Origin of the sequence: Erwinia sp. JH02 (genome assembly GCF_013074405.1) — a bacterium.
Taxonomy (GTDB): Bacteria; Pseudomonadota; Gammaproteobacteria; order Enterobacterales; family Enterobacteriaceae; genus Erwinia; species Erwinia rhapontici.
Map to the genome: position 1 here is coordinate 411,385 of NZ_JABANZ010000002.1, position 25,919 is coordinate 437,303.

26 protein-coding genes and 1 tRNA gene are annotated in these 25,919 nt (G+C 56.3%); 7 read left to right on the forward strand and 20 right to left on the reverse strand.

Going from position 1 to position 25,919, the window contains the following annotated elements:
* Positions 1-50: 50 nt before the first annotated feature.
* The 3 genes from HHI26_RS06620 to HHI26_RS06630 are packed head-to-tail and all read right to left on the reverse strand — an operon-like array spanning position 51 to position 1,890.
* Complete coding sequence (locus HHI26_RS06620) at positions 51-593, reverse strand: acireductone dioxygenase (RefSeq protein ID WP_171148809.1); 543 nt, start codon at positions 591-593, stop codon at positions 51-53.
* The gene (mtnC, locus tag HHI26_RS06625; RefSeq protein ID WP_133846213.1) at positions 590-1,279 is read right to left on the reverse strand and encodes an acireductone synthase; all 690 of its coding nucleotides are present in this window, start codon (positions 1,277-1,279) and stop codon (positions 590-592) included. Before mtnC ends, HHI26_RS06620 begins: the two co-directional genes overlap by 4 nt.
* The gene (locus HHI26_RS06630) at positions 1,276-1,890 is read right to left on the reverse strand and encodes a methylthioribulose 1-phosphate dehydratase (RefSeq protein ID WP_171148810.1); all 615 of its coding nucleotides are present in this window, start codon (positions 1,888-1,890) and stop codon (positions 1,276-1,278) included. Before HHI26_RS06630 ends, mtnC begins: the two co-directional genes overlap by 4 nt.
* 140 nt (positions 1,891-2,030) lie before the next feature.
* Between HHI26_RS06630 and HHI26_RS06635 the strand changes: the two genes are divergently transcribed.
* A complete protein-coding gene (locus HHI26_RS06635; protein WP_167864040.1) occupies positions 2,031-3,191 on the forward strand; it encodes a pyridoxal phosphate-dependent aminotransferase in 1,161 nt (386 codons plus the stop codon).
* Positions 3,179-3,946: an amidohydrolase gene (locus HHI26_RS06640; protein ID WP_171148811.1), complete on the forward strand. Its 768-nt coding sequence runs from the start codon at positions 3,179-3,181 to the stop codon at positions 3,944-3,946. Before HHI26_RS06635 ends, HHI26_RS06640 begins: the two co-directional genes overlap by 13 nt.
* Before the next feature lie 55 nt (positions 3,947-4,001).
* On the opposite strand, the gene uraH is transcribed toward HHI26_RS06640, so the two are convergent.
* From uraH to hpxU, 9 genes are all read right to left on the reverse strand, one after another.
* Entirely contained in the window at positions 4,002-4,334 is a 333-nt protein-coding gene (uraH, locus tag HHI26_RS06645; RefSeq protein WP_133846209.1) for a hydroxyisourate hydrolase, read from the reverse strand.
* Positions 4,331-4,825 carry a 2-oxo-4-hydroxy-4-carboxy-5-ureidoimidazoline decarboxylase gene (gene uraD, locus HHI26_RS06650; RefSeq protein ID WP_171148812.1) on the reverse strand — a complete coding sequence of 165 codons (495 nt, stop codon included), beginning with the start codon at positions 4,823-4,825 and terminating at the stop codon, positions 4,331-4,333. The genes uraH and uraD overlap by 4 nt, the downstream gene beginning before the upstream one ends.
* Positions 4,826-5,023: 198 nt before the next feature.
* Positions 5,024-6,295 carry an allantoate amidohydrolase gene (gene hpxK, locus HHI26_RS06655; protein ID WP_133846207.1) on the reverse strand — a complete coding sequence of 424 codons (1,272 nt, stop codon included), beginning with the start codon at positions 6,293-6,295 and terminating at the stop codon, positions 5,024-5,026.
* Entirely contained in the window at positions 6,292-7,530 is a 1,239-nt protein-coding gene (locus HHI26_RS06660; RefSeq protein WP_133846327.1) for an alanine--glyoxylate aminotransferase family protein, read from the reverse strand. Before HHI26_RS06660 ends, hpxK begins: the two co-directional genes overlap by 4 nt.
* Positions 7,531-7,673: 143 nt before the next feature.
* Positions 7,674-8,408, reverse strand: coding sequence for an amino acid ABC transporter ATP-binding protein (locus HHI26_RS06665; RefSeq protein WP_133846206.1), 735 nt, complete (start codon positions 8,406-8,408; stop codon positions 7,674-7,676).
* Positions 8,389-9,045: an amino acid ABC transporter permease gene (locus HHI26_RS06670; RefSeq protein WP_133846326.1), complete on the reverse strand. Its 657-nt coding sequence runs from the start codon at positions 9,043-9,045 to the stop codon at positions 8,389-8,391. The genes HHI26_RS06665 and HHI26_RS06670 overlap by 20 nt, the downstream gene beginning before the upstream one ends.
* A complete protein-coding gene (locus HHI26_RS06675) occupies positions 9,045-9,710 on the reverse strand; it encodes an amino acid ABC transporter permease (protein ID WP_133846205.1) in 666 nt (221 codons plus the stop codon). Before HHI26_RS06675 ends, HHI26_RS06670 begins: the two co-directional genes overlap by 1 nt.
* A 13-nt stretch (positions 9,711-9,723) precedes the next feature.
* Positions 9,724-10,506: a transporter substrate-binding domain-containing protein gene (locus HHI26_RS06680; RefSeq protein ID WP_159337607.1), complete on the reverse strand. Its 783-nt coding sequence runs from the start codon at positions 10,504-10,506 to the stop codon at positions 9,724-9,726.
* 285 nt (positions 10,507-10,791) lie between these two features.
* Complete coding sequence (hpxU, locus tag HHI26_RS06685; RefSeq protein ID WP_159337606.1) at positions 10,792-11,631, reverse strand: MurR/RpiR family transcriptional regulator HpxU; 840 nt, start codon at positions 11,629-11,631, stop codon at positions 10,792-10,794.
* Positions 11,632-11,847: 216 nt separating this feature from the next.
* Here hpxU and HHI26_RS06690 point away from each other — a divergent pair, with 216 nt between their 5' ends.
* From HHI26_RS06690 to hpxZ, 4 genes are read left to right on the forward strand one after another with little or no spacing between them, the layout of a single operon-like run.
* Positions 11,848-13,434, forward strand: a complete 1,587-nt coding sequence (locus HHI26_RS06690) for a gamma-glutamyltransferase (RefSeq protein WP_171148813.1) — start codon at positions 11,848-11,850, stop codon at positions 13,432-13,434.
* A gap of 17 nt (positions 13,435-13,451) precedes the next feature.
* The gene (gene hpxX, locus HHI26_RS06695; RefSeq protein ID WP_171148814.1) at positions 13,452-13,646 is read left to right on the forward strand and encodes an oxalurate catabolism protein HpxX; all 195 of its coding nucleotides are present in this window, start codon (positions 13,452-13,454) and stop codon (positions 13,644-13,646) included.
* Positions 13,643-15,040, forward strand: coding sequence for an AtzE family amidohydrolase (locus tag HHI26_RS06700; protein ID WP_167864038.1), 1,398 nt, complete (start codon positions 13,643-13,645; stop codon positions 15,038-15,040). Before hpxX ends, HHI26_RS06700 begins: the two co-directional genes overlap by 4 nt.
* 2 nt (positions 15,041-15,042) lie before the next feature.
* Complete coding sequence (hpxZ, locus tag HHI26_RS06705; protein ID WP_133846200.1) at positions 15,043-15,426, forward strand: oxalurate catabolism protein HpxZ; 384 nt, start codon at positions 15,043-15,045, stop codon at positions 15,424-15,426.
* A gap of 78 nt (positions 15,427-15,504) precedes the next feature.
* Here hpxZ and puuE read toward each other — a convergent pair whose 3' ends face one another.
* From puuE to HHI26_RS06720, 3 genes are read right to left on the reverse strand one after another with little or no spacing between them, the layout of a single operon-like run.
* Complete coding sequence (puuE, locus tag HHI26_RS06710) at positions 15,505-16,464, reverse strand: allantoinase PuuE (RefSeq protein WP_133846199.1); 960 nt, start codon at positions 16,462-16,464, stop codon at positions 15,505-15,507.
* Positions 16,465-16,508: 44 nt separating this feature from the next.
* Positions 16,509-17,249: an allantoin racemase gene (gene hpxA, locus HHI26_RS06715; RefSeq protein ID WP_133846198.1), complete on the reverse strand. Its 741-nt coding sequence runs from the start codon at positions 17,247-17,249 to the stop codon at positions 16,509-16,511.
* Between the two features lie 2 nt (positions 17,250-17,251).
* Positions 17,252-17,965, reverse strand: coding sequence for a GntR family transcriptional regulator (locus HHI26_RS06720; protein WP_133846197.1), 714 nt, complete (start codon positions 17,963-17,965; stop codon positions 17,252-17,254).
* A gap of 146 nt (positions 17,966-18,111) precedes the next feature.
* Between HHI26_RS06720 and HHI26_RS06725 the strand changes: the two genes are divergently transcribed.
* Complete coding sequence (locus HHI26_RS06725) at positions 18,112-19,608, forward strand: NCS1 family nucleobase:cation symporter-1 (RefSeq protein ID WP_133846196.1); 1,497 nt, start codon at positions 18,112-18,114, stop codon at positions 19,606-19,608.
* Between the two features lie 66 nt (positions 19,609-19,674).
* Here the strand turns inward: HHI26_RS06725 and HHI26_RS06730 are convergent, their stop codons facing one another.
* The 5 genes from HHI26_RS06730 to HHI26_RS06750 form a co-directional block, all read right to left on the reverse strand.
* Entirely contained in the window at positions 19,675-20,229 is a 555-nt protein-coding gene (locus HHI26_RS06730) for a hypothetical protein (RefSeq protein WP_133846195.1), read from the reverse strand.
* Between the two features lie 239 nt (positions 20,230-20,468).
* Positions 20,469-20,545: transfer RNA gene (locus tag HHI26_RS06735), tRNA-Asp, on the reverse strand.
* A gap of 131 nt (positions 20,546-20,676) precedes the next feature.
* Positions 20,677-21,432 carry a DNA polymerase III subunit epsilon gene (gene dnaQ, locus HHI26_RS06740; RefSeq protein WP_259150958.1) on the reverse strand — a complete coding sequence of 252 codons (756 nt, stop codon included), beginning with the start codon at positions 21,430-21,432 and terminating at the stop codon, positions 20,677-20,679.
* A gap of 178 nt (positions 21,433-21,610) precedes the next feature.
* Complete coding sequence (locus tag HHI26_RS06745; RefSeq protein WP_133846194.1) at positions 21,611-23,029, reverse strand: carbohydrate porin; 1,419 nt, start codon at positions 23,027-23,029, stop codon at positions 21,611-21,613.
* 109 nt (positions 23,030-23,138) lie between these two features.
* On the reverse strand, positions 23,139-25,877 hold the full coding sequence (locus tag HHI26_RS06750) for a family 78 glycoside hydrolase catalytic domain (protein ID WP_167864035.1): 2,739 nt from the start codon (positions 25,875-25,877) through the stop codon (positions 23,139-23,141).
* Positions 25,878-25,919: the final 42 nt, after the last annotated feature.

The window sequence follows — 25,919 nt, forward strand, 5'->3', positions numbered from 1 at the left end:
AGGGTGAGCAGCTGCAGTCAACGCAGCTGCAGCTGGAAGAATGACGGGGATTACGGTAAACGCGGATACGCATCGGCGATGGTGTCACCGGTAAACTTCGCGACCCAGCCTTCCTGGTTATCGAAAATACGGATAGCAGTGAAGTTGGGTGACGATCCCATATCAAACCAGTGCGGCGTTCCGGCGGGTACCGAAATCAGATCATTCTTCTCACACAGGATCTGGTAGATGTGCCCGTCAAGGTGCAGACAGAAAAGCCCCGCCCCTTCCACAAAGAAACGCACTTCATCTTCACCGTGGGTGTGCTCAGAAAGAAACTTGGTGCGCAGCACCTCTTTCTGCGGGTTATCTGCACGCATGCTGATGACATCCCAGCTCTGATAGCCTTTTTCTGCCACCAGACGATCAATGGCATGCTGATAGGCGTTGATCACCGTTGCGGCATCCGGATTTTCACCCAGGTCACGGTCCGCTTCCCAACGCTCAAAGCGCACCTCTTTACTGTGCAACTTGTCGGCAATCTCTGCCGCATCGGTGCTGTGCCAGACCGGTGTGGTCGCTTCGCTATCGGTAAAAATAGTCAGTGCACTCATGAGTTCAACAGCTCCTGGTTAATCTGATCAAAACCTGCAACCTGACGATGACGGCTCTCAGTGTCCGCGTCGCCGCGTATTAACTGCACGGTGTTCCAGCCTGCATCCTGTGCGGCGTCCAGCTCCTGATGAATATCGGATAAGAACAGCAAATTCTCTGCGGGCAACCCAATCTGGCTGGCAATGTTGCGATAAGCATCGACTTCACGTTTGGCACCCACATGGGTATCAAAGTATCCGCTAAACAGGCCAGTGATATCACCGGCGTCGCTGTAGCCAAATAACAATTTCTGCGCAGCTACGGAGCCAGATGAATAAACATACAGCGCCACGCCCTGCTGCTGCCACTGTTTTAATGCAGGCAGCACGTCGGCATACAGATGGCCGGTAAAACTGCCATTCTCATAGCCCGCACGCCAGATCATGCCCTGTAAGGCTTTCAGCGCGGTGGATTTACGATCCTGATCCATATAACCGAACAGCACCTGCACCAGTTCATCCGGTGTCGCCTGCGGATTGCCGGCCTCCACACGCAGATCGTCAAGCGCCTGGGCCACCGCCGGTTGCTGCTGATGTTCAGTAATAAAAGCGGGAAGATGCTGACGCGCATAAGGGAACAGGACGTTATGCACAAAGCGAATATCGCTGGTGGTGCCTTCAATATCAGTGATGATGGCGCGGATCATGATTTCTCCAGAACGCGACGTTGTAATTCACACTGGAATAAAAACTCCAGCCCTTCAAGATGACGGCGCGCTTCATTGACGTCTTTGCCCCAACAGGTCAGCCCGTGACCGCGCAGCAGAAAACCATAACGCAGCGGGGTATGGGTCGCAAACTGTTCAATACGCTGTGCCAGCGCGTCAATATCCTGGTCGTTATCGAACAGGGCAATCGGCACCGCATCAAGATGCGAGTGTTGTCCGGCCAGCGTCTTCTGCATCTCATAGCCCTGCAACGTCAGCGCCGCACTTTTCTCCACACGCGACAGCACGGTGGAATTCACCGTGTGGGTATGCAGCACCGCTCCCGCATCAGGAAACAGGCGGTAGATCAGCGTATGCAGACCCGTTTCCGCCGATGGCTTACGCCCGGAGGGGACAAGATTGGTAGCAATATCGACCTGGATAAAGTCGTCACGCGTCAGGCTGCCTTTGTCTTTGCCGGACTCACTCAGCAGGCAGAACTGCGCATCCTGGCGCACGGACATATTACCGCCCGTGGCCGGGGCCCAGCCGCGAGCACCAATCCAGTGACAGGCAGCAACTAATTGATCTAACTGAGAGCTTTGCGTCATCTCTTTCCTTAGTGTGAAAGATGATAAAGGTAGATATAGACGTCTAAGCGTCTTGATTGCCAAATAGTAACATCGTGTTATATTGGCAGCAATACAGGACTCCAACATCACATTTCTGCGTTGCAAAAGGGTTATTACTGATGAGCCAGACGCCGTTCACCCCAGAGAGCAAACTGCCTGCGCTGGGCACCACCATTTTCACTCAGATGAGCGCGCTCGCGCAGCAGTACAACGCCATCAATCTGTCCCAGGGTTTTCCCGACTTTGACGGCCCGCAGTATCTGCAACAGCGTCTGGCACATCATGTCAGCCAGGGCGCAAATCAGTATGCCCCGATGACAGGAGTCGCCCCGTTACGTGAAGCGATTGCGAAGAAAACCGCCGGGTTGTACGGCTACGCGCCGGATGTAAACACCGAAATTACTGTGACCGCTGGCGCTACCGAAGCACTTTATGCTGCAATTACCGCGCTGGTCCGTCCGGGCGATGAAGTGATCTGCTTTGACCCGAGCTACGACAGCTATGCGCCCGCCGTTACGCTGGCTGGCGGCGTGATGAAACGCATCGCCTTGCAGCCACCTGGCTTCCGCCCTGACTGGCAGACGTTTACCGCACTGCTGTCGCCAAAAACGCGGCTGGTGATCCTCAATACCCCACATAACCCGTCAGCCACCGTGTGGCAGAAGAGCGACTTCGCCCAGCTGTGGCAAGCCATTCGCCAGCAGGAAATCTACGTTCTCAGCGACGAAGTGTATGAACACATCTGTTTCGATGCGAACGGTCACGCCAGCGTGCTGGCACATCCTGAGCTGCGTGCCCGTGCTATTGCGGTGTCTTCATTTGGTAAAACCTTCCATATGACCGGCTGGAAAGTGGGTTACTGCGTGGCCCCGGCGGCAATCAGTGCTGAAGTACGCAAAGTCCACCAATACCTGACCTTCTCCGTCAATACGCCTGCGCAGCTGGCTATCGCGGATATGCTGGAAGTTGAACCGCAACACTATCGCGAACTGCCGGACTTCTACCGTGCGCGCCGTGACCGCTTTGTGAAAGCTCTGTCGGGCAGTCGTTTCGAACTGCTGCCGTGCGAAGGCACCTATTTCCTGCTGGCCGATTACAGCGCCATCTCCGATCTGGATGATGTGGCATTCTGCCAGTGGCTGACCAAAGAAGTGGGCGTGGCCGCCATACCGCTGTCGGTATTCTGCGCTGATGCCTTCCCCCATAAACTGATCCGCCTGTGCTTCGCCAAACAGGAAGCCACGCTGGACGCTGCCGCGGAGCGCCTGTGTCAACTTTAAACATTACCGTCCTTCAGCAGCCGCTGGTATGGATGGATGGCCCGGCTAACCTGGCCTTTTTCGACGGTCTGCTCGCCGATATTCAGGATCGTGACCTGATTATCCTGCCGGAAATGTTCACCACCGGATTTGCCATGGAGGCGGCGGCGAGCTCACTGCCCGAAAACGAGGTGATTGCCTGGCTGCAGGCGAAAGCCGCCGCGGCCCATGCGATGGTGGCTGGCAGCGCCGCGATTCAGGTGGAGAAAGGCGCGGTGAACCGCTTCTTCCTCGTGGAACCTGAGGGCAAGGTGCATTTCTATGACAAGCGCCATCTGTTCCGTATGGCCGGGGAACATGAACACTATCTGGCGGGCGATCGCCGTGAGGTGATCGAGTGGCGTGGCTGGCGTATTTTGCCGCAGGTCTGTTACGACCTGCGCTTCCCGGTGTTTTCCCGCAATCAGAACGATTACGACCTGGCGCTGTATGTCGCCAACTGGCCAGCGCCGCGTACGCTGCACTGGCAGACGCTGTTACAGGCGCGCGCCATTGAAAACCAGGCGTATATCGCCGGATGTAACCGCGTGGGCACCGATGGCAACGGCCACGCCTACAGCGGTGACAGCCGGATCATCAGCCCGCAGGGAGAAATCTTAGCCCAGGGTGAACCGCATCAACCTGCCCGTCTGGATGCCACGCTGTCGCTGGAGAACCTGCGCGAGTACCGCGAGAAATTCCCGGCATGGCGTGATGCGGACAGTTTTCGTTTGTGATTGTCACGGGCCGATGAAAACAGAGTGGGCGACCCTTTTTTCCAGTCGCCCCAATTTATGAACCGCGATAGGTGGACCACGACCACGGGGTGATCAAAAAGGGTAAGTGGTAGTGGCCGGTGGTGGCAATCACGAAATCAATCTGCGCGTTGACGTACAGGGTTTCACGCCCGTCGGCAGCAAAATAGTCGCCGATTTCGGCCGTCAGACGATAGTGGCCCGGTGCCAGCGGCTGCGGCGTCAGATCGCCAATACGGCCGTCAGCATTGGTGACACCAGAGGCCAGGAGCTGCCAGCCTGTCGGGCTGTTTTGTTCAAGGGCAATCGTCACACCTGCCGCCGGTTTCCCCAGGGCAGTATCAAGAATATGCGTGGTTACTGTGCTCAACGGAACGTTTCCTCTAAGCGTAATAACGTGATGTCGCGTAGCTGTTGCAGCGCTTCGTGCTGTTCCTGCTGCGCATCGTTTTGCAGGCGGCGTTGCAGCTCCGTAAGGATCTGCTCACCGCTGCGGCCTTTGGCGCGGATCAGAAAGACCTGGCTAAAGCGCTGTTCATAGATGGCGTTACCTGCCTGTAATGCCTGCGCCAGTGGAAGGTCCGCAGCATTGACCTGCCCCTGTTCACCGCGGGACAGTGCAGCCTCTTTGCCAGATCCGCTCGCCCGTTCGCCAATACGCGGATGAGCAGTGAGTGCCTGGGCTAGCGCAACGCTATCCCAGGTCTGCGACAGTGATTCAGCCTGCGCCAGTAGCGCCGCCAGCGAAGCATAAGGCCGGGCATCTACCACTGCCGCAGCCCACTCAGGTAGCGCGACACAATGTTCAATACTATGCTGCGCATCGGCAGCGCTGACCTGGTTGAACTGCGTCAGGTTCATAGTCATCACTCCACCAAGCCGGGTCGGGCATGCCCGACCCCTACGAAAGCCTGCCCCCTTACGAAGACCAGGCCGTATGTCCGACCCCTACGAAAGCCTGCCCCCTTACGAAGGCCAGGCCGTATGTCCGACCCCTACGAAAGCCTGCCCCCTTACGAAGGCCAGGCCGTATGTCCGACCCCTACGAAAGCCTGCCCCTTACGAAGGCCAGGCCGTATGTCCGACCCCTACGACAACCTCTACGTAGGCCTGCACCGCCAGCGCCACGTCTTCCGTCATCACGGATTCCGCCGGATGGTGGCTGATACCCCGATCGCAACGCACAAACAGCATCCCTACTGGCCAGCGTTCGGCAATGGCAATCGCATCATGCCCGGCACCGCTCGGCAGCGACAGACTACGCCCCTGGACGGTGGTCACCGCACGGCTCAGCGCCGCCTGCAAACCGTCATCACAGCGTGTGGCCGGGATCTGATAATACTCTTCAGCGCTAAAGCTCAGTCCGCGACGCAGCGCAATGGCTTCGCCCTGAACAAGCAGTTCAGACAGCAATTCGGCCAGCGGCCGATCTTCCGGTCCACGCACGTCCAGCGTCAGGATCACCTCTCCCGGGATCACATTGACCGCACCCGGATGGCACTGGAGTGTCCCGACGGTCGCCACCAGCTGCGGGTTATGCTCCGGGGTGCGTTGCTCAATAAACACCATCCATTCGGCGGCGGCGGCCAGTGCATCTTTCCGGTGGCTCATCGGCACCGTGCCGGCATGTCCGGCTTCGCCGGTAAAACGACAGTTCAGGCGGCGGGCACCGTTAATGGCCGTAACCACCCCCAGCGCCAGCTGCTCCTGCTCCAGGCAAGGCCCCTGTTCGATATGCAGTTCCAGGTAGGCAACGAAATCTTCGACGTCACGCGCAGCCTGCCACAGCAGATCCGGGTTAAAGCCGATATCCCTCATCGCCTGCCCCACGGTAATGCTGTTGCCGTCCGGGTGCGTCAGCCAGCTGTCGGGCCAGGTGCCTGTCAGACCACGGCTGCCGAGCAACGTGATGCCGAAGCGTGTCCCTTCTTCGTCGGCAAAACCGATGATCTCAATCGCCAGCGGCAGGCGTTCGCCGCGATCGTGCAGATACTGCACGGTTTCAATCGCCGCCAGCACGCCGAGCATACCGTCGTAGCGCCCGGCATTACGCACGGTATCCAGATGCGAACCCAACAACAGCGCTTTCGCATCCTGCCGCTCGCCTTCATAACGCCCGCAGATATTACCCACGCTGTCTTGCCACACCTGCATTCCGGCGGCTTTCATCCACTTGCCCACCATGGCATTGGCACGCAGATGCTCCGGCGAAAGGTAAACGCGGGTCAGGTATCCCGGGGTTTCACTGATTTCTGCCAGCGCATCACAGCGTGCCATCACGCGCGCAGCGGCGGCGGCGGCGGCAGTGGCATTCATCAGGCTCTCACTCATCCGCGGCTCCCGTTGTAGTGATCCCAGGCCGCCTGCATCGCTGCACCCTGAGTACTGCGGAAACCGAGGTAGTTCAGCACCGATTCCAGTGCGCTCAGGGTCTGCATCACGCAGTCTTTACGCGCGTTGTACCCCATGGTGCCGATGCGCCAGACCTTGCCGATCAGTGGGCCAAATGAGGTGCCGATCTCGATGCCGAAATCTTCCAGCATCAGCTTACGGACCTGATCGCCGTTGACACCCGGCGGTATCATCACGCCGAGCACGTTATTCATTTTGTGTTCGAGGTTACCGAAGGTGTCCAGCCCCATTCCCTGGATGCCCTTAAGCAGCGCATCGCCGTGCAGCTTGTGGCGGGCAATGCCGTTATCCAGCCCCTCTTCAAGGATCAGACGCGCACATTCACGGGCGCCAAACAGCGCCGAGGTGGCTTCCGTATGGTGATTCAATCGCTCAGGGCCCCAGTAGTCCATGATCATGCCGAGATCGAAATAGTTGGAGTAGATCATCTCGTCATCGCCGTCCTGATGCGCATCAGTGCGGATCCCGGCTTCCACGCATTTGCGTTGGCGGATCACCGCTTCCATTGCCGGACTCAGCGTGATCGGCGAGGTGCCGGACGGGCCACCGAGGCATTTCTGCATCCCGGCGGAGACAGCATCTAATCCCCAGGCATCGGTTTCCAGCACATTTCCGGCGAACGAAGCGGTAGCATCGGTATAGAACAGCACGCCATATTTTCGGCAGATGGCACCCAGTTCTTCCAGCGGTTGCAGCATCGTGGTGGAGGTGTCGCCCTGCACTGTCAGCAGCAGGCGCGGCTTCACTTTTTTAATGGCATCTTCGATCTGATCCGGGGTGAACACTTCGCCCCACGGCACGTCAATGGTGTGGACTTCAGCGCGGCAACGGCGGGCGATTTCACACAGCAGATGGCCGAAACGACCAAATACCGGCACCAGCACTTTATCGCCAGGGCGGATCGCCGACAGCAGGATGGCTTCGATCCCGGCGCGTGACGTGCCGTCGATCAGCATCGTCCAGCGATTTTCAGTGCGAAACACGCCGCGATACAGCGCCATCACTTCGTTCATGTATTGCGTCATCGCCGGATCGTACTGGCCCAACAGCTGGCTGGACATGGCACGCAGCACGCGCGGATCGGCATTGATCGGTCCCGGCCCCATCAGCAGGCGCTGCGGCGGGTTAATTTGGGTAAATGTAGAGAGATCCATCATCGATTCCTGTATTGAAATAACCCCTTAGGCGTTACTGGTGCAGGCAGTTTGAACACGGACAGCGCGCAAGAACCGGAGCGTACACGTAGTACGTGAGGATTCTGAGCACTGCCCAGGTTCAAAATGACAAACAAAGTAGCCTAAAGCCCACGCACCGAGGAGATAAACTGTTTTAATTCATTTGTTTGTGGGTCAGAGAAGACTGTTTTACTGTCGCCCTGCTCCCATACCCGCCCCTGGTGCATAAACACCACGCGGTCACCGACTTCACGGGCAAAATTCATTTCGTGCGTCACGAGGATCAGCGTCATGCCCTCTTTGGCCAGCTGCTCAAGCACTTTCAACACTTCACCCACCAGCTCCGGGTCCAGCGCGGAGGTGATTTCATCACACAACAGCACCTTGGGTGACATCGCCAGGGCACGGGCGATCGCCACGCGCTGCTGCTGGCCACCGGACAGATTGGCAGGATAGTAATCCATTCGGTCGCCCAGACCGACTTTTTCCAGCATCCGGGCCGCCAGCTCGCGGCACTCGGCGTCTTTTTTCTTCAGTACCCGGCGCGGTGCCAGCATCACATTTTCCAGCGCAGTCATGTGCGGGAACAGGTTGAAGTTCTGAAACACCATGCCGACGGAGCGGCTGATATCGCGGGCCTGGGTATCCCGATCGGTGATGGTCATCCCGCCCAGCTTGATACTGCCTTCCTGGTAACCTTCCAGCCCGTTGATGCAGCGCAGCAGGGTACTTTTACCCGAGCCACTGCGACCAATGATGGAGATCACTTCACCCATTTCGATGTCGAGATCCACGCCTTTCAGTACGTGGTTGTCGCCATAATATTTCTGCACCTGATTAATGGTGATGAGCGGCATTGAATTTCTTCTCCAGATACTGGCTGTAGCGTGACAGCGGGTAACACATCAGGAAGTAGCCGAGGGCGACTAATCCGAACACTTTGAAAGGTTGATAGGTGACGTTATTCAGAATGGTGCCCGCCTTGGTCAACTCGATAAAACCGATAATCGAGGCCAGCGCCGTTCCTTTCACCACCTGTACGGCAAAGCCCACCGTGGGGGCAATGCCAATGCGCAGCGCCTGCGGCAGCACCACGCGGTAAAGCGTCTGGCCAACACTCAGACCGAGGCAGCGGCAGGCTTCCCACTGGCCTTTTGGCAGGGCTTTGATGCTGCCGTGCCAGATATCAACTAAAAAGGCACTGGTGTAAAACGTCAGGGCCAGCGAGGCCGCCGTCCAAGGCGACACATCTATGCCGAACAGCGCCACGCCGAAGAAGGCAAGGAACAGCTGCATCAGCAACGGCGTCCCCTGGAACAGTTCGATATAGCAGCGGATAATGCGGTTCGGCCATTTACGCCCGCTGAGGCGCACCATCACCAGCGGCATCGCCACCAGCGTGCCACCGAAAAAGGCGGTCAGAGAGAGCGCAATCGTCCAGCGCGCCGCCAGCAGCAGATTGCGCAGGATGTCCCAGTCGGTAAAGGTTGTCATCATGGCTGCTCTCCAAACCACTTACGGCCCGCCGCCAGTAGTAACTGGCGCATGGCAATCGACAGCGCCAGATACATCAGCGTGGTCACCAGGTAGACTTCAAAACTCAAAAAGGTGCGCGACTGGATCAGGTTGGCAGCAAAGGTCAGCTCTTCATAAGAGACCTGCGACACCACCGATGAACCGAGCATCACGATAATGCACTGGCTGACCAGCGCCGGATAAATACGCTTCATTGACGGTGGCAACACCACCCGAATAAAGGTCTGCGTGCGCGTCAGGCCCAGCACCCGCCCTGCTTCCCACTGCCCTTTTGGCGTCACCTGTATTCCGGCGCGGATAATTTCCGTGCTGTAAGCGCCCAGGTTAATCAGCATCGCCAGCAGCGCCGCTTCCCCTGCCGTGAGTTTCAACCCCAGATTGGGCAAGCCAAAGACGATAAAAAACAGCTGGACCACAAACGGCGTATTGCGGATCAGCTCGACATATACACCCCAGATACGGCTCAACGTCGACGGTTTACCGCTGCGCAGCGCCGCGCCGAAGATACCCAGCGCTACCCCGCCCACCGTTGCCATCACCGTTAGCTGGATCGTCACCCACAGGCCGGAGAGAAGCTCCGGCCAGAAGGGCCACAGTGCAGGAAAATTCAGTTGCCCCATCATCAGTCAGCCCCAACTAGCCCAGATCGGCTGGCAGTGGTGCTTTCAGCCACTGCTCAGAGAGACCGTTCAGGGTTTTGTCCTGAATCGCCTGCTCAATCAGCGCATCGACTTTGGCCTTCAGTGCCGGTTCATTCTTCTTCATGCCGATAAAGCACGGTGAATCCTTCAGCATAAATTTCGCCACGGGCGCTTTATCCGCGTTCTGACGAGCAATGGCTGCTACCACCAGGTTGCCGGTGGCCACATATTCCACCTGACCCGACAGATAAGCCGACAGCGTGGTGTTGTTATCTTCATAACGTTTCACCTGTGCCTCTTTCGGCGCGATGCCGGTCAGCACCATATCTTCCACCGCCCCACGGGTGACGCCGATCGATTTGCCGCTCAGTGCAGCCGCATCTTTCAGCGTGCCGTCTTTCGGGCCAAACACACCGAGGAAGAACGGCGCGTAGGCACGGCTGAAGTCGATCACTTTCTCACGTTCCGGGTTTTTGCCCAGGCTGGAGATCACCAGATCCACTTTATCGGTTTGCAGATAAGGGACGCGGTTGGCGCTGGTCACGGGCACCAGCTGCAACTTAAGTTTCATCTGTTTCGCCAGGTACTTCGCCATATCGATGTCATAGCCCTGCGGCTGTAAATCGGTACCGACGGAACCAAACGGCGGGAAGTCCTGAGGGACCGCGATGCGGATAACGCCACGTTTTTCAATGTCCTGTAACTGATCGGCATGCGCCGTGATGGCCTGAGAAAACAGCACGGCACCTGCCAGTAATGCGATTAAACCTTTTTTCATCTTCACTTCCCCGGTTAATACATCATGAAACGAAAGATTCTTAAAGAATTTAATTGCAACTAATGTGCCAGCGCGTTATCTGCCTCACATTTTTTACGCGATGGTAAAACCGCAGAAAACAAAAAGTGTGTTAAATCCAAACATTAAGCGTTATTACAGGCCAAAAAACTGATATTCAGTACAGAAAAACCGGGCAAAAGAGGGAAACACTGGCGGGAAAAAGGGTCCGAAAAAGGGCGCCTTGCGGCGCCCCAAAACCATGCAATGCACCAGAATAGCGCCCCATTAGCGCTGTTCCAGCTCATCCAGCTGGGTGTAGAGGTCAGCAATCTGATGAATACGCTGACGACCGTCACTGAGCAATTCGTGCAGTAATGCGTTGGCCAGCAGGTTGATCAGGCTGTTGGCCGCTGCATAGCTGTCGAAGGCAGAGACACTGTCCAGCGGCGCGCACAGCTGCCAGCGCGCCAGGGCAATCACCGCCTGCGCCTGGGGTTCACACAGTGCCAGCACAGGAATGCCGTTGTGCTGTAGCTGCTGTAACAACGGGCGGATAATGCGTGGGCGGCGCCGGAACGCCATCACCACCACCATATCCTCCGGTGTCAGATCCACCAGCTCTTCAGAGAGCGTCTGCCCCGGCTGTGGCAGCACCTGCACCTGTGTTCTGGCCTGCAATAACTGCTGGCGCAGGTGCAGCGCCACCGGGTATGCATTACGCATCCCAATGATAAAAATACGTTTACTGTTTGCCAGCGCCTGAACGACCTCGCCAAAGTGCGCCGCATCAATCCCGTTCACCCACTGGGTGAGGTTGGCCATCTCCTGCTTATAGTGACGGGCCAGCAACGTGTTGCCCTGCACCGCATCACGGTGGTCAGTGAGCGGCATCCCGCTCTGGCGCAGGGTGCGCAGTTCGTCGCGCATATCTTTATATTTTTCATAGCCCAGGCGCTTAAACAGACGGCTTACCGTGGCCTTGGACACCCCGCTGAGACGTGCCAGATCGGCACTGTTGTAGCTGATCAGGTCATCGAAATGATCGAAGGCAAAATCAGCGATACGTTGTTCCTGCGGCGAAAGCTGCGCGTAGTGGCTGCGCAGGCGTTCATCAAGCTGCATCATGTGATTAACCCTGTAACGTTTGTTTCATCCTCAGAATGATATACAAATAACGTGCCTGTCTGTAGCTCACACCGTTGCGGGCTGAAAATCGGCCGGTTTTGAATCAAAAACCGGAGCCATACGACAGATATTCAATTGTTAACATTCTGCCGCTCGACAAACTGGAACGGCTATTGCTTTAGTCAACCTATCAGCTATCTGAACGACGGGAATGGAATGAATCAAAGTAATATGGCCCCGCTGGGCATGGCGGTGACGCCGCACCATCTGGCCAGTGAAAGCGCACTGGGTATTTTACGCGAAGGGGGGAATGCCATTGAGGCGATGGTGGCTGCTGCCGCGACGGTTGCCGTTGCCTATCCTCATATGAATGGCCTGGGAGGCGATGGCTTCTGGCTGATTGTCCCGCCGAAGGGTGACCCGGTGGCGATCGATGCCAGCGGTGCGGCAGGTTCGCTGGCGACAATCGACTTTTATCAGGGCAGCAGCAGCATTCCCCATCGCGGCCCGAAATCGGCCCTGACGGTGGCGGGTACGGTCAGCGGCTGGTCAGAAGCGCTGGACATCTCCCGCGAACTGGGCGGTCAGCAACTGCCATTGCCGCGCCTGTTGGCGGATGCGATCCGCTATGCCGCCGATGGCATTCCGGTCACCGCCTCCCAGGCGGCCGCCACCGCCAGTAAACAAGCCGAACTGGTGAATCAACCGGGATTTGCCGCCACCTTCTTACCCGATGGCGAAGTGCCGTCGTGTGGCAGCCGTTTTACCCAGCCCGATCTGGCAAACACCCTCATTCATCTGGCCGAAGCCGGGCTGGACAGCTTCTATCGCGGCCCGCTTGCCCGTCAGCTCGCCAGTGAGATGTCACGGCTGGGAATGCCGGTCACGCTGGAAGACCTGAACCGTCAGCAGGCTAAACGCCGGACGCCACTGCGTATCCACCATCAGTACGGCGATGTCTTTAATATGACACCGCCCACGCAGGGCCTGGTATCACTGGCGATCCTGGGGATCACCGACCATCTGAATATGGCCGATGCCGATGAGGCACAAACCATTCACCGCATTGTGGAAGCCACCAAGCTGGCCTTTGGCCTGCGCGACCGTTACATCACCGACCCGCAGCATATGCGTGAACAGATGCAAACACTGCTCGACAGCGATCGTCTGCAACAGATGGCGGCGCAGATCGATGTCAATCAGGCGGCGCCGTGGGGCACGGGTAAAGGGCCGGGCGACACCGTGTGGATGGGCGTGATGGACAGCAGCGGGCTGGCCGTCTCCTTTATTCAGAGCATTTATCACGAATTTGGTAGCGGTGTGGTGATCCCCGGCACGGGTATTACCTGGCAAAATCGCGGCGCGGCTTTCAGCCTCGATCCCGATCACCTGCTGGCGCTGATGCCGGGTAAACAGCCATTCCACACGCTGAACCCAGCGGCAGCACGGTTGAACGATGGCAGGACGATGGTATACGGATCGATGGGCGGCGATGGCCAGCCACAGACTCAGGCGGCCATTTTTACCCGCCATGTGGTACAGGGCATGGGATTGCAGCAGGCGGTGAGTGCGCCACGCTGGCTGCTGGGGCGCACCTGGGGTCAGGCCTCCGATTCACTCAAACTGGAAGGTCGCTTCCCGCCAGAAACCATTGCCACGCTGCGGGCGCTGGGCCATGAAGTTGAGCTGTTGCCTGATTTCAGCGAAGCCGTGGGCCATGCGGGCGCGATTGTGCGTCACAACAACGGGATGCTCGAAGGGGCATTCGATCCGCGTAGCAACGGCAGCGCGGCCGGGTTTTAAAAAAGAGGGAAACTGAGATGAGTATCAAGCAAACGGCGCCCGACTGGGCAGCCTATGTCACACAGATGGAGCAGGTGCTGGCACTGGAACTCGACGACGCACGCCGTGCCGAGCTGCTGACCCAGTTCAACCGCATTGCCGGCATGGCCGCGCCGCTGATGGCCTTCCCGCTGGACGATCGCCTGGAAGTGGCTGGAGTGTATAAAGCATGAATCTGGCCGCACTGTCGATTGCCGAACTGACCCAACTGCTGGCTAAAGGTGAGTTGAGTGCACGCGAGATCGCCCTGCATACGCTGTCGGCGATCTCGCAGCATAACCCTGAGCTGAATGCCTGGACCCAGATTACCCAGGAGCGCATGTTGCAGGAGGCGGACCGGGTTGATCGCCTGAAACAGGGCAACCTGCCGCTCCCCCCACTGGCAGCGGTGCCTTACGCAGTCAAAAATCTGTTTGATGTGGCCGGACACGCGACGCTGGCCGGGGCCAGTTTATTCAGCGATCGTCCGGTGGCATGTCAGGATGCCTGGGCCGTGCAGAAGCTGGCAGCCGGCGGCGGACTGCTGTCCGGGATGCTGAACATGGATGCGTATGCCTACGGTTTCACCACCGAAAACAGCCATTATGGTGCCACGCGTAATCCACACGATCTGGCGCGGATTGCCGGGGGATCGTCGGGGGGGTCGGCCGCCGCCGTGGCCGCCGGGCTGGTCCATTTCTCCCTCGGTTCGGATACCAACGGCTCGATCCGCGTTCCGGCCTCACTGTGCGGAATCTTTGGTCTGAAGCCGACCTACGGTCGCCTGTCGCGCAGCGGCAGTCATCCGTTTGTCGCCAGCCTTGACCATATTGGTCCGTTTGCCCGCCGCGTCAGCGATCTCACCCACGTCTACGATGTATTACAGGGCAGCGATCCTGCCGATAGCTTCCAGGCTGATAAAGCCATGCAGGCGGTCAGCCCTCTGCTGGAGCGCGGTAGTGAAGGGCTGCGCTTTGGCGTGCTGGGCGGTTACTTTCAGCAGTGGTGCGATGACGACGCCCGCGCTGCGGTGGCGGTTGCAGCCAGCGCACTGAATGCCAGCGAAGAGGTCGTGCTGCCGGAGGCCGAACTGGCACGTACGTCGGCGTTTATTATCAGCGCATCTGAGGGCGGGAATCATTACCTCCCCGCCCTGCGCCGTGCACCTGAGCGCTTTGAGCCTTTGTCGCGTGAGCGCCTGCTGGCCGGGGCGATGATCCCCGCCGCCTGGTACATTCAGGCCCAGCGCTTCCGCCGCCACTTCCAGCAGCAGGTGCTGCCGCTGTTCGATCATGTGGATGTGTTGATTGCACCGGCTACCCCCACCAGCGCCACGTTGATTGGCCAGGAGACCATGCACATTAACGGCAGTGACCTGCCGATCCGCGCCAGCATGGGCATGTTAACCCAGCCCATTTCGTTCCTCGGCCTGCCGGTGACCACGGTGCCATTACGTACCCGTAGCGGGTTACCCATCGGTCTGCAACTGATTGCCGCCCCGTTTAATGAAGCCGCCTGCCTGCGTGCCGCCAGCGCGCTGGAGCAAATGGGCATTACGCACGCGGCCCCTGCGGATAGGGAGCATTGATCATGAAAAGTGAACATATTGACCGCCCGGCGATCCTCGCCGAAGTTACCGCCGCGTTTTATCGTTACGAAGAGGCGTTAATCAGTAATGACATTGCGGTGCTGGATGAACTTTTCTGGCACGACGAACGCACAGTGCGCCTGGGTGCGGGAGAGAACTTGTACGGTATCGATGCGATTCGCGAATTTCGGGCTGCACGTCCTTCAGCCGGGTTATTCCGTCAGTTACAGAATACGGTGATCACCAGCTACGGCGATGATTTTGCGGTGTGCAGCACAGAGTTCACCCGCGAGGGCAGCGACAAAATCGGCCGTCAGCAGCAGACCTGGGTCAGGCTCCCCTGTGGCTGGCGCATTGTGGCGGCGCAGGTCAGTTTGATGAGCTGACAGGTACGCAGAGACCTGGTGGTCTCTGCGATAATACAGGACGGGCTCAGGGCAGCGAGGCAAGCCTCGCTGTCAGCATTACGCTTTCGGTGCCGGGTGGGTTTTCACCCAGTGGTCAGCGATTTGCTGGCGGGTACAGATCCACACCCCTTCATGCTGCTGGATATGGTCAAGGAAGCGCTGTAAGGCGCGGAAACGGCCTGGGCGGCCCAGCAGACGGCAGTGCATACCAATCGACAGCATTTTCGGTGTGCTGTCCCCTTCTTCGTACAACACATCAAAGCTGTCTTTCAGGTAGGTGTAAAACTGCTCCGCGGTGTTAAACCCCTGCGGCGTGGCAAAACGCATATCGTTAGTTTCTAGCGTATAAGGGATGATCAGATGCGGTTTCACCGTGCCATCCTGACAGGTGACCTGCGTCCAGAACGGCAGATCGTCGCCATAATAGTCGCTGTCATAGGTCAGGCCGCCCTGTTCCACGACCAGACGCCGGGTGTTGGGGCTGTCGCGACCGGTATACCAGCCCGTTGGCGTCTTGCCAAACAGGTCGGTCAGGGTATCCAGCGCCAGCTGCATATGCTGGCGTTCTGTTTTTGCATCCATGCCTTGATAGTGGATCCAGCGCCAGCCATGACTGACGACATCGTAATCAGCGGCTTTGATCGCCTCGACGATCTCCGGGTGCCGTGCCAGCGCCATGGCCACGCCAAAGACCGTCAGCGGCAGGCCACGTTTTTGAAATTCGTTATGGATGCGCCAGAATCCGGCGCGTGAGCCATATTCATACAGTGAATCCATCGACATATGGCGCTCAGGGTAGCTGGCCGCCCCAATGATATCGGAGAGGAACTGCTCGGAGCCTGTATCACCATGCAGAACATTATTTTCGGCGCCCTCTTCGTAGTTGAGGACAAACTGCACCGCGATCTTCGCGTTACCCGGCCAGGCCGCATGGGGCGGGTTGCCCGCATAGCCGCGCAGGTCACGGGGATAGTTTTTGTTGAAGCTGTACTCTTTTTTTTCCGAAGTGTTGCTCATCGTCTCAGTCCTTAACGTCGCAAAAAGAAATGGGACCCGACTGTTCAGTTTAGGCGCTCAAACTGGCCCGACAGGTTTTTTCGTATCGGGTAGTCAAGATCGCCGTGCTTACTGGTGTTCAGACCTAATGCTACCAGCGACTCCACCATTTTCACGGCAGCCGTCACGCCATCGATCACCGGTACGCCCAGTTCACGTGTCAGCGATTGCGCCAGATCGGCCATACCACCGCAGCCGAGCACGATGGCACCGCAGCCATCTTCGCGGATGGATTGTATACAACGCTGGCGCACTTTCTCCTGCGCCAGCCCGCTGCCATCTTCCAGTGCCAGCACCGGCAGGTCGATGGCGTGCAGGGCTGCACAGTGATGCTCAAAGCCATATTGCTGAAGCAGATGGCGGGCAATAATCAGGGTTCGCGGCAGCGTGGTGACGATGGAAAATCGTGTGGCCACCAGGGTTGCCATATGCATCGCGGCTTCGGCAATCCCGACTACCGGTCCCTGCGCCATCTCGCGTGCGGCCAGTAATCCCGGATCGCCGAAACAGGCAATCACATGGCCACAGACGCCCTGCTCACGGCCGATTTTGATCTGCTCCAGCACGCCAATGGCAGCGATAGCCTCATCAAAATGCCCTTCAATCGACGGCACGCCCTGCGTCGGGCACACCGCCAGGATCTCGGTATTCCCTGCCGCCACCGCACGTGCCGCTGCACCGATGGTTTCCGTCATTGCCAGGCTGGTGTTGGGGTTGATCACCTGAATGACCTGTTTGCTACTCATCATCATGCTCCTTTTGACGCAAACAACCGGGAAAAGTCCGGCAGCGTTTCGCCGCTGCGTTCAAAGCGCAGACTGGCGACGATATGATCGAAATGTTGCCGTAGTGCGTCAGTCAACTGGGTCAGTGATTTTTCCCGCAACAGCACCACCAGCCGATCGTGATCGTCACAGCGGCAGCCCTGCTGCCAGGGCGCACCATATGCCGCAACCACCAGCGAGGAGCGCTGGGTCAGCCGCGTCACGATTTCGGTCAGCACCTGGTTGCCCGAAATCGCCTGTAACTGAATATGGAATGCCGCTGAGAGGCGGATCGCCGCTGCACCATCGTGATTTTCGTGGGCCTGCTGCTCCTGGAGATTGAGTTTCTCCAGGGCAGCAAGATGAGGGGCCTGGCAGTGCATTAATACCTCAGACAGGTTCGCGCACTCAATCAGGCTGCGAGTACGGAAGATATCCTGCGCCTCCTCAACGGTTGGCGTGGCGACCTGCGCACCACGTTTGGGCGTCAGCGTGATCATTTGCACTGCGGCGAGGCGTTGCAGCACTTTACGAATGCCGGTACGGCTGACGCCGAACACCTCGGAGAGTGCCTCCTCCGGTAATTTACTCCCCGGTGGTAACTGATGTTCCACGATTGCCGTCATCAGCGCCTGATAGATAGGCTCATCCTTGTCACTCAGGTCGGAGGCCGTTTTCAGCCCGGTTTCACTCTTCATTCCCTACTCCGGTAAACATCATTTCCGTCAAGAATCGTACACATGAAAACTGACTTTTGTATACATGAAATTACATTCTGGCCTGGATCCTGCAATGTCTCCTGTAACCCGGTTTATTGATAACTGTATTCACAGGAGCAGGTTTCATGCCAAATAGTCATGGTTCTTCCCCGGCAGCGGCGTCAGACGCCACCGTCAACTACAGCCCACGGCTGTGCAATGAGGATCTGGCGCCAACGCGTGACCAGAACTGGAGTTGGTACAATATCTTTTCTTTCTGGATGTCCGATGTACACAGCATGGGTGGCTATGTGGTAGCCGCGAGCTTCTTCACGCTGGGCCTCGCCAGCTGGCAGGTGCTGCTGTGTCTGCTGGTCGGCATCTGTATTGTGCAGGTCTGTGCTAACCTGGTGGCGAAACCCAGCCAGATGGCGGGCGTACCCTATGCGGTGATCTGTCGTCAGGCATTCGGCGTATTTGGTGCCAATATCCCGGCGGTGATCCGCGGGTTAATCGCCTTTGCCTGGTACGGCATTCAGACGTACCTTGCAGCGAATGCACTGATGCTGGTCTCGCTGAAGTTCTGGCCTGCGCTGTCGTCACTGACGCACGCCTCCTGGCTGGGATTATCGCAGCTCGGCTGGATCTGCTTCGGTATTATGTGGCTGTTGCAGGCGATGGTGTTCTGGCACGGAATGAGCGCGATTAAGCGTTTCATTGATGTGGCTGGCCCGGCGGTGTACGTGGTGATGGTGGCGCTGGCAGGATGGATTGTATACAAAACCGGGTTTGACGGTATCTCCTTCACCCTGGCAAGCAAGACGCTGACGGGCGGCGAGCAGGCATGGCAGATGCTGACGGCTACCGCGCTGGTGGTGTCGTACTTCTCTGGCCCGCTGCTGAACTTCGGTGATTTCTCTCGCTACGGTAAAAGTATGGGTGAAATCCGCCGGGGAAACCGCTGGGGCCTGCCGTTTAACTTCCTGCTGTTCTCGCTGGTCACCGTAGTGATTGTTTCGGGTACACAGTCGCTGTTTGGCCGAATGATCACCGACCCGATTGAGACAGTGAGTATGGTCGGTAACGATCTGGCAGTGGCGATTGGTCTGCTGACAATGATTACCGCCACCATAGGCATCAACATCGTGGCCAACTTTGTTTCTCCGGCTTTCGATTTCTCCAACTGTTCGCCACAGAAGATCAGCTTCCGCACCGGCGGGATGATCGCAGCGGTCGGTTCCGTGCTGCTGACGCCGTGGAATCTGTTCCAGTCACCGGAGCTGATCCACTATACGCTGGATGTGCTGGGCGCGTTTATCGGGCCACTGTTCGGCATCCTGCTGGCCGATTTCTATCTGATCAAACGCAGCCAGATCTCCGTTGATGATCTGTTTGATGCCACGCCAAAAGGTAAATACTGGTATCGCGGTGGTTTTAACCCGAAAGCGATTGTGGCGCTGCTGCCATCGGTAGCCATTGGCCTGGTGATCAGCTTTATTCCTTCGCTGCATGCGGTGGCAAACTTTAGCTGGTTTATCGGGGTGGCACTGGGCGCAGGCAGCTATCGCTGGATCGCCCGTGGCGATGTGGAGAATGCCGCAACACAAGGCTATAACGCGAAAGTCGCGATGCAGAAAGAGTGATATGACCAGGGGCCAGAGATTTTCTGGTCCCTGGGCTTTCTTGTTGTACCGTAAGCCTGCCCGCAGTTACGGATACAGGGTATACAGAATGCGCTCATGGCTTAATGAAAAAACAGCAAGTTCAGCCTTTGTCATTTTATTAGCGTTAATAAGTTTCTCTTTCTCTGCCAAGAAACGTTGATCGTCCGCAAAATACAGCGCGGTAAGATAATCACTATCCAGGATGTTTTTCTCTTCAGCGATCGCAATGACAGACTGGTAACACCCTTTGTCTTTCTTACCCACCCTTTCTTTCAACATACATTCCGGTAGTAAGAGCACCGGGCGCGGATTTTTTTTATTCAGCATTTCATATTGTGAGATGGCACTATCATATTTTCTGTCAGAGACTAGCAGGTTGGCATACATCCGTCTTACGTTAACATTATCAGGGTTTTTGGTAGAGAGCACTTCCAGTCTGTGCAGAACCTCAGCACGCTCCGCCACCGACGATATGACATATTGCTTCATGAGATCCGATGCTTCAGCAGTAGGTTTATCGGCATAAACGGGGGCCGCTTGTAATCCGGATGCGAGTGTAACGATCAGTAGTACGGTGAAGAGAAATATCGGCTTTATCATCGCTCCTCCTTGAACGGTTTAATCTTCATCTTTTTTCTTATATCAGAGGGATGGAAAGTGATACATCGACTCCCGGTCATTATCTATAGATATTTTACGATATAAGGTGATTCACCGCGCGGCAGCACGATAACGATCGAAAGGATAAGCAGACAGGATGGGTGAGATATTCAGGAAGGGCATCATCGTCGTAAAACGAAAAAGGCCGATTCTTTCGAATCGGCCTTTCTCTAAATGCTTGGCGGAACGGACGGGGCTCGAACCCGCGACCCCCTGCGTGACAGGCAGGTATTCTAACCAACTGAACTACCGCTCCACCGATGTTCCCCGTCGGGAACGAGGCGCATATTACGGGGCGGCCTGCGCTGCGTCAACGCTTTTTCTGTGGAATTATCTCAACTGCTCTCTTTTTCACCGAAAGTGCGTTTTCGCCTGCTTTTTAATCACTTATACATCACTGGCATCGATCGGGCGCCATAAACAACTGCCGCCCTTTTTCTGCACCAGATCAAGACGCGCCTCATGCGCGATCCGCTCTTGCTCGCTGGCACGCACCACGCGCAGCCCCGAGGATGGCCGGGTAATGCGGTGAATGGTTTCGCCATCATCCTGTTCTTCACGATCCCCTTCCATTGAGAAGGTCAGCGAGGTCTGCCCGCCGGTCATGATCAGGAAGACTTCGGCCAGTATTTCGGAGTCAAGCAGTGCGCCGTGCAGCGTACGTTTGCTGTTGTCTATCTCATAGCGTGAACACAGCGCATCAAGGCTGTTACGCTTGCCGGGGAACATCTTACGCGCCATCGCCAGGCTGTCGGTGATCTGACAGAAGGTTTCGGTTTTGGCAATGCCACGCTGCAGTTTGGCAAACTCATAGTCCATAAAGCCGATATCGAACGACGCGTTATGGATCACCAGCTCTGCGCCATCAATATACGCCAGGAAGTCATCTGCCACCTGAGCGAAGGTGGGTTTATCCAGCAGGAATTCGTCTGCAATACCGTGTACGCCAAAGGCTTCCGGGTCCACCAGCCGATCGGGCTTGAGATACACATGGAAGTTATTGCCCGTCGGGCGGCGGTTAATCACCTCAACGGCACCAATTTCAATAATGCGATGCCCTTCATAGTGGACACCAATCATGTTCATACCGGTGGTTTCGGTATCGAGAACGATGATCCTGTCATTAGTACTTTGAAAACTCACTATTCGTTACTCACTATAATTGAATGCGTGCCTGGCTCAAGGATGCTGCGGCGTGTTGAAAGGGGGATACGCCACACAGAATAGCATCTGCCATGTGCTCAAGTCATGCTTCACTGCTCAGAGCAACGAACCAGCGGCATCACAACACCGCTGGCTGATCAGACGATGATGGGTCGAATCAGAACCACGCTTCCCACATCGCGCCGACGTTGAAGGAATCAAGGCGAGTGTCCTCAGTGTCCGTGGTGCGCGCCGTATGCTGGTTATCCACTTCCCCCCCGGTGACATAGAAACGCAGCATTGGTCTGAAGTCTGGCCCCATAGCAAAAGAGATATTTTGCGAAAGCGTCATCTTCCACCCTTTGTTGCTTCCCCCTTCTTCGTAGTTAACGCGCTGATAGCCGCCTTCAAGCCAGGTCGAATGTACTTCGTTCCAGAAATACATTGGGCGGATTATCGCGGCGTAGTTTCTGCGGTTATCCTCACTCAGTTCGCTGTTACGATAGTCCTGGAAGGCCAACAGATACCTGACGGTGGTCTGAGGGTTAACGGTGTAGACCCCATCAAAGCTGGTATAAATCGAGCGCAGCGCGTCCGTTTTGTTATAAACGCTATTATCTGCGTTGTCTGAATAGCGCGTGATGAACTGGTTCATTGAGCGATCGGTCGTGTGGCTGAGTACTACGGCCCCCTGCCACGCTTTGGTACGTTCATCGCTTTCTACCGCTTTTGAGTCAAGCCCGTAGTTGGCGTACAGCGCCACATCAACCGGACCGACTGTGATGCCATGGATTTTTGACGTCAGCGCATAATTGCCTTTTTCACCCGTGCCGGCCCCACCCGTACAGGAAATTCGCGAAGGATTATCGCCATCTTCTACCACCCGTGCGTCACAGGACTCCACCGCCCCCACGGCGGCCAGATCAAACAGCACGCCGTTGAGATCGAGATTCTTAATCCCCGCCCCCTGCCCGTCATGGCTCATCCACATGTAGTCATTCAGCTCCTGCTGTGGACGTTGATGGAAATCACGTCCGGCCCAGAGATACGCATCGGGCTGCGATTCAAACAGGTTGGTAACGCCAACGTAGGCTTTCTTTAAATTAAGCTCGTCGCTCCAGTGATCGATCATCACGTTGGCATCCCAGATGGCGCCATTTTCCGCTTTAAAGGTTTTAGACAGCTGATACTCCCCGCCGTAGCCTTCGTTCCCCAGGCGACCAATACCCGACGAACCATTATAGGAACCATCCACCGCGATATATTTTTGGTCACCGCCCTGGAAATGGGCACCATAGCGGGCATACGCGGAAAACTTCAGTCCGTAAGGGATGGCCATATCGGCGGAGGGTGTGACGGCAACAGGGAGAGCTTCTGGCGCAGCGGATGTTGCAGCAGCAGGGGCAGCCGCTGGCGTTAGCGTTGGCTGCGTTGCGGCACTCACTCTTGCTTCACGCTCTGCCAGCGCTTTTTCCACCGCCTGAGCGACAATCTTATCTAACTGCTGCTGGCTAATCATTTGCTCCGCAAGAGCAGAAAACGGGCACAGCGCGGCAATGACCGCCACCGTTAAGGGTAGTTTTTTAAATGTGTTCATTATTATCTCTATCTATTATTTTTTTCAGATAATAAGCACCCCTCCGGCTTTGCCGGAATGATGCTTATTATCAACAGAGGGTGTTATTTATAAATAAAAAATAACGTGCTTAGTTTCCATTCGAGACAAACGCATAGTGCCCGGATCCTGCTAACACTTTAACGTAACCACTGCCCTCAGAAATAAACTGAATATCCTTCACCGTATTTAATCCCACACCGCTTTCTTTAATGTCATCGATATGGCGGGCTGGAATATAAATAAAGGCTTCCGTATTCGCGGGAATCACGACATTCAAATGCCAGATCTGATTGTTCACCTCAAACGAAGCGCTAATCTCTCCACGGATAGTCGGAACGGTGATGTCGGCCTTTGTCAGGCCTTGCAATATCGGTTTGATCTGAAACTGCTCATACGCGGGTTTGAGGGGTTTTACGCCAAAAACCCCCTGAGAAGCGACAATGACTGGTGCCGTCCCCCACGGATGAGAGTGGCTGACGGTAAGGTCGTCAGACTCATTCCAGGCTTCCATGGTAGAGCCTGATCCCTGTTCCATCATGTGCCGCCAGTTATGGCTATTTTGACGGAGCGTTCCATCACTGTTCAGGCCCGTTATCTGATTGATAGCTTCCATTCCCTGGCCGTTTTCTGCCATCGCACTCAGAGCAAACAGCGCGCTATATACACTGCCTTCCAGCATCTTTTTATCTGCCAGGAATGTCGCCGCATGGCGGGCCTCTTCAGGCGTCGCAAGACCGAACGCCACACCAAATGCATTCGCCTGGCTGGAGAGATGATGTTTACCGCCAATATTGTCTTTAAAGGCCTGAGCCCCGGCGTCATAAAAGCCCGAACGGAAGCCACGGGCTGAGGCATCCGCCAGCTGGCGATAATGCTGCTGGTCCTGACGTTCACCTAATGCCCCGGCGATGTCCGCCAGCGTCTGCGTTCCTTTAGAAAAGAACGCATTGGTCACATTGTGAGTATTGGAGAACTGATAACCGGCACGTAATGAGGCAGGCCAGTCCACGATGTCATGATCCGGTCCCGGCGCCCCATCGCCATAATTCGCTGTCACCCGCCCGGTTTTATCATCAAAACCTGCGGTCAGCTTCGCCGGAATTTTACCTTTGAGCTGCGAATAATACGTGCGGATCAGACGATCATCGCCGGTGTACAGGTAATCATTCCAGGCATTGAGGATGTTGTAGACCTTCCATTCCATCGGCCAGGTCGAGTGGTCGATCAACCATTCCGTGGAAAAGCGCGCCAGCGGGTAACCCTTGTCGAGTTGGTAATTGCTCAACTGCTGGATGTAAGTATCCGCTTCGTAAGGCGCACGTTCACGGTTAGGAGAATCAACGTAGAGATCGTGATTCAGTACCTTGATTGACGCTTTTGAGAACGCCCAGATATCATTCAAAGTCTTATTCGATGAGCTGAATGTGGCCGCACCGTCATCGAACGGATAACGTAACGCCTGCGTTGTTAGCATTTCACCCAACTGACTGGCAGTCAGTGCATCCGGCAATCCAGAAATTTCCGCATAGCGGAAGACGCGGAAACCAAAATGTTCAAGCGTCTGTTTGCCGGGTTTTAGCTGCCATTTATCGAGGTTGTTAATTAACGCGGCAGTCTGCCATTTTACGGCGCCATCGGCGGCCAGTATCTCCCCCGTTTTGATCGTGACGTCGTTAGCGATCGACTGTCGGTTATCCAGGGTCAGCGTCATACCACCGACGACCGTCGTTCCATAATCCAGCAGGAAGTGGCCTTTACCCAGTGATGTCACCTTACGCGGCTTCACCTCTATCTGTGTCAGATTCTCTGCCGGGTAACCCGTCAGATTATCAATCGGTGACTGTACACGCGGTGCTGACCAGGTCCTGTCGTCAAAACCCGTGACGTCGAAACCGGCTGGATAATTTTTAGCGACGATATTTTCATGGGGATAGCGGAAACCCACCCAGGATACCGCCTCCTGAGCATGAACATCGCCTGCATAAGGGAATGCCGCTGTGCCATCCAGCACTTTCCAACGCTCATCAGTAGCAATCGTCTGCACCTCTCCATCCTGATAATGGATGCGCAGTTCCGCCATAAAGCTTTTCTTTTTACCGTAGGTAAACGCCAGTGCCCCCAGCGCGTTGTCTTGCCCTTGACGCAGCAGTGCCGTGACATCAAAGGCGTTATAGAAATGTTGGTTGTTGTAGCCTCTGACAGGCCCCAACCCGGCAAACGTACCATTCACATTCACCTTATAGACATACTGTCGGGTATCTTCGGGCGTCTGGCCTGTCGCATAAAGGATCGCGCGGCTGATGGGTTTATTTTTTGCCCGAAAACTGTGTCGGAAGAAGGCCCAGTTGGGCTGCGCTTCAGACCAAATGGGTTTTGCCTGCCAGCCCGCTTTCAATGCGGTATCAAAGCGAGAGAGAGGAGCAAACGCCGATGCCTGTCCTTGCCGATCCCACACCTGTACTGACCAGTAATAGCGGGTAGCACGGCTGAGTTGCGGCCCGCTATATGGCACCGCCGAAGATTGCGCAGAGGGTATTTTTCCGGAATCCCAGACAACGTTTTTTTCTCTGGTCAAACGACCCGCAGGGTTAATCACCGCGTCACTGGTGGCCACGATAATGCGGTAAGCCGTTTGCTTTTCACTCCGACCACTGCCTGACAGTGCCCAGCTAAATGCCGGATGACTTAAATCCTCAACCAGCAAGGGCTTTTGTTGCAGTTCGGTCAGCAAACTGTTTTGTATGACGGATAAATCTGCCTGTGCGTGATACGTGGTAATACTGAGGCTTATAAACAGAGTAAGGGACAGAGAGGTTCTTTTTTTCATCTTCCAACCTTTATTATTGAGCGACCTCCCTGTCGCGTATGA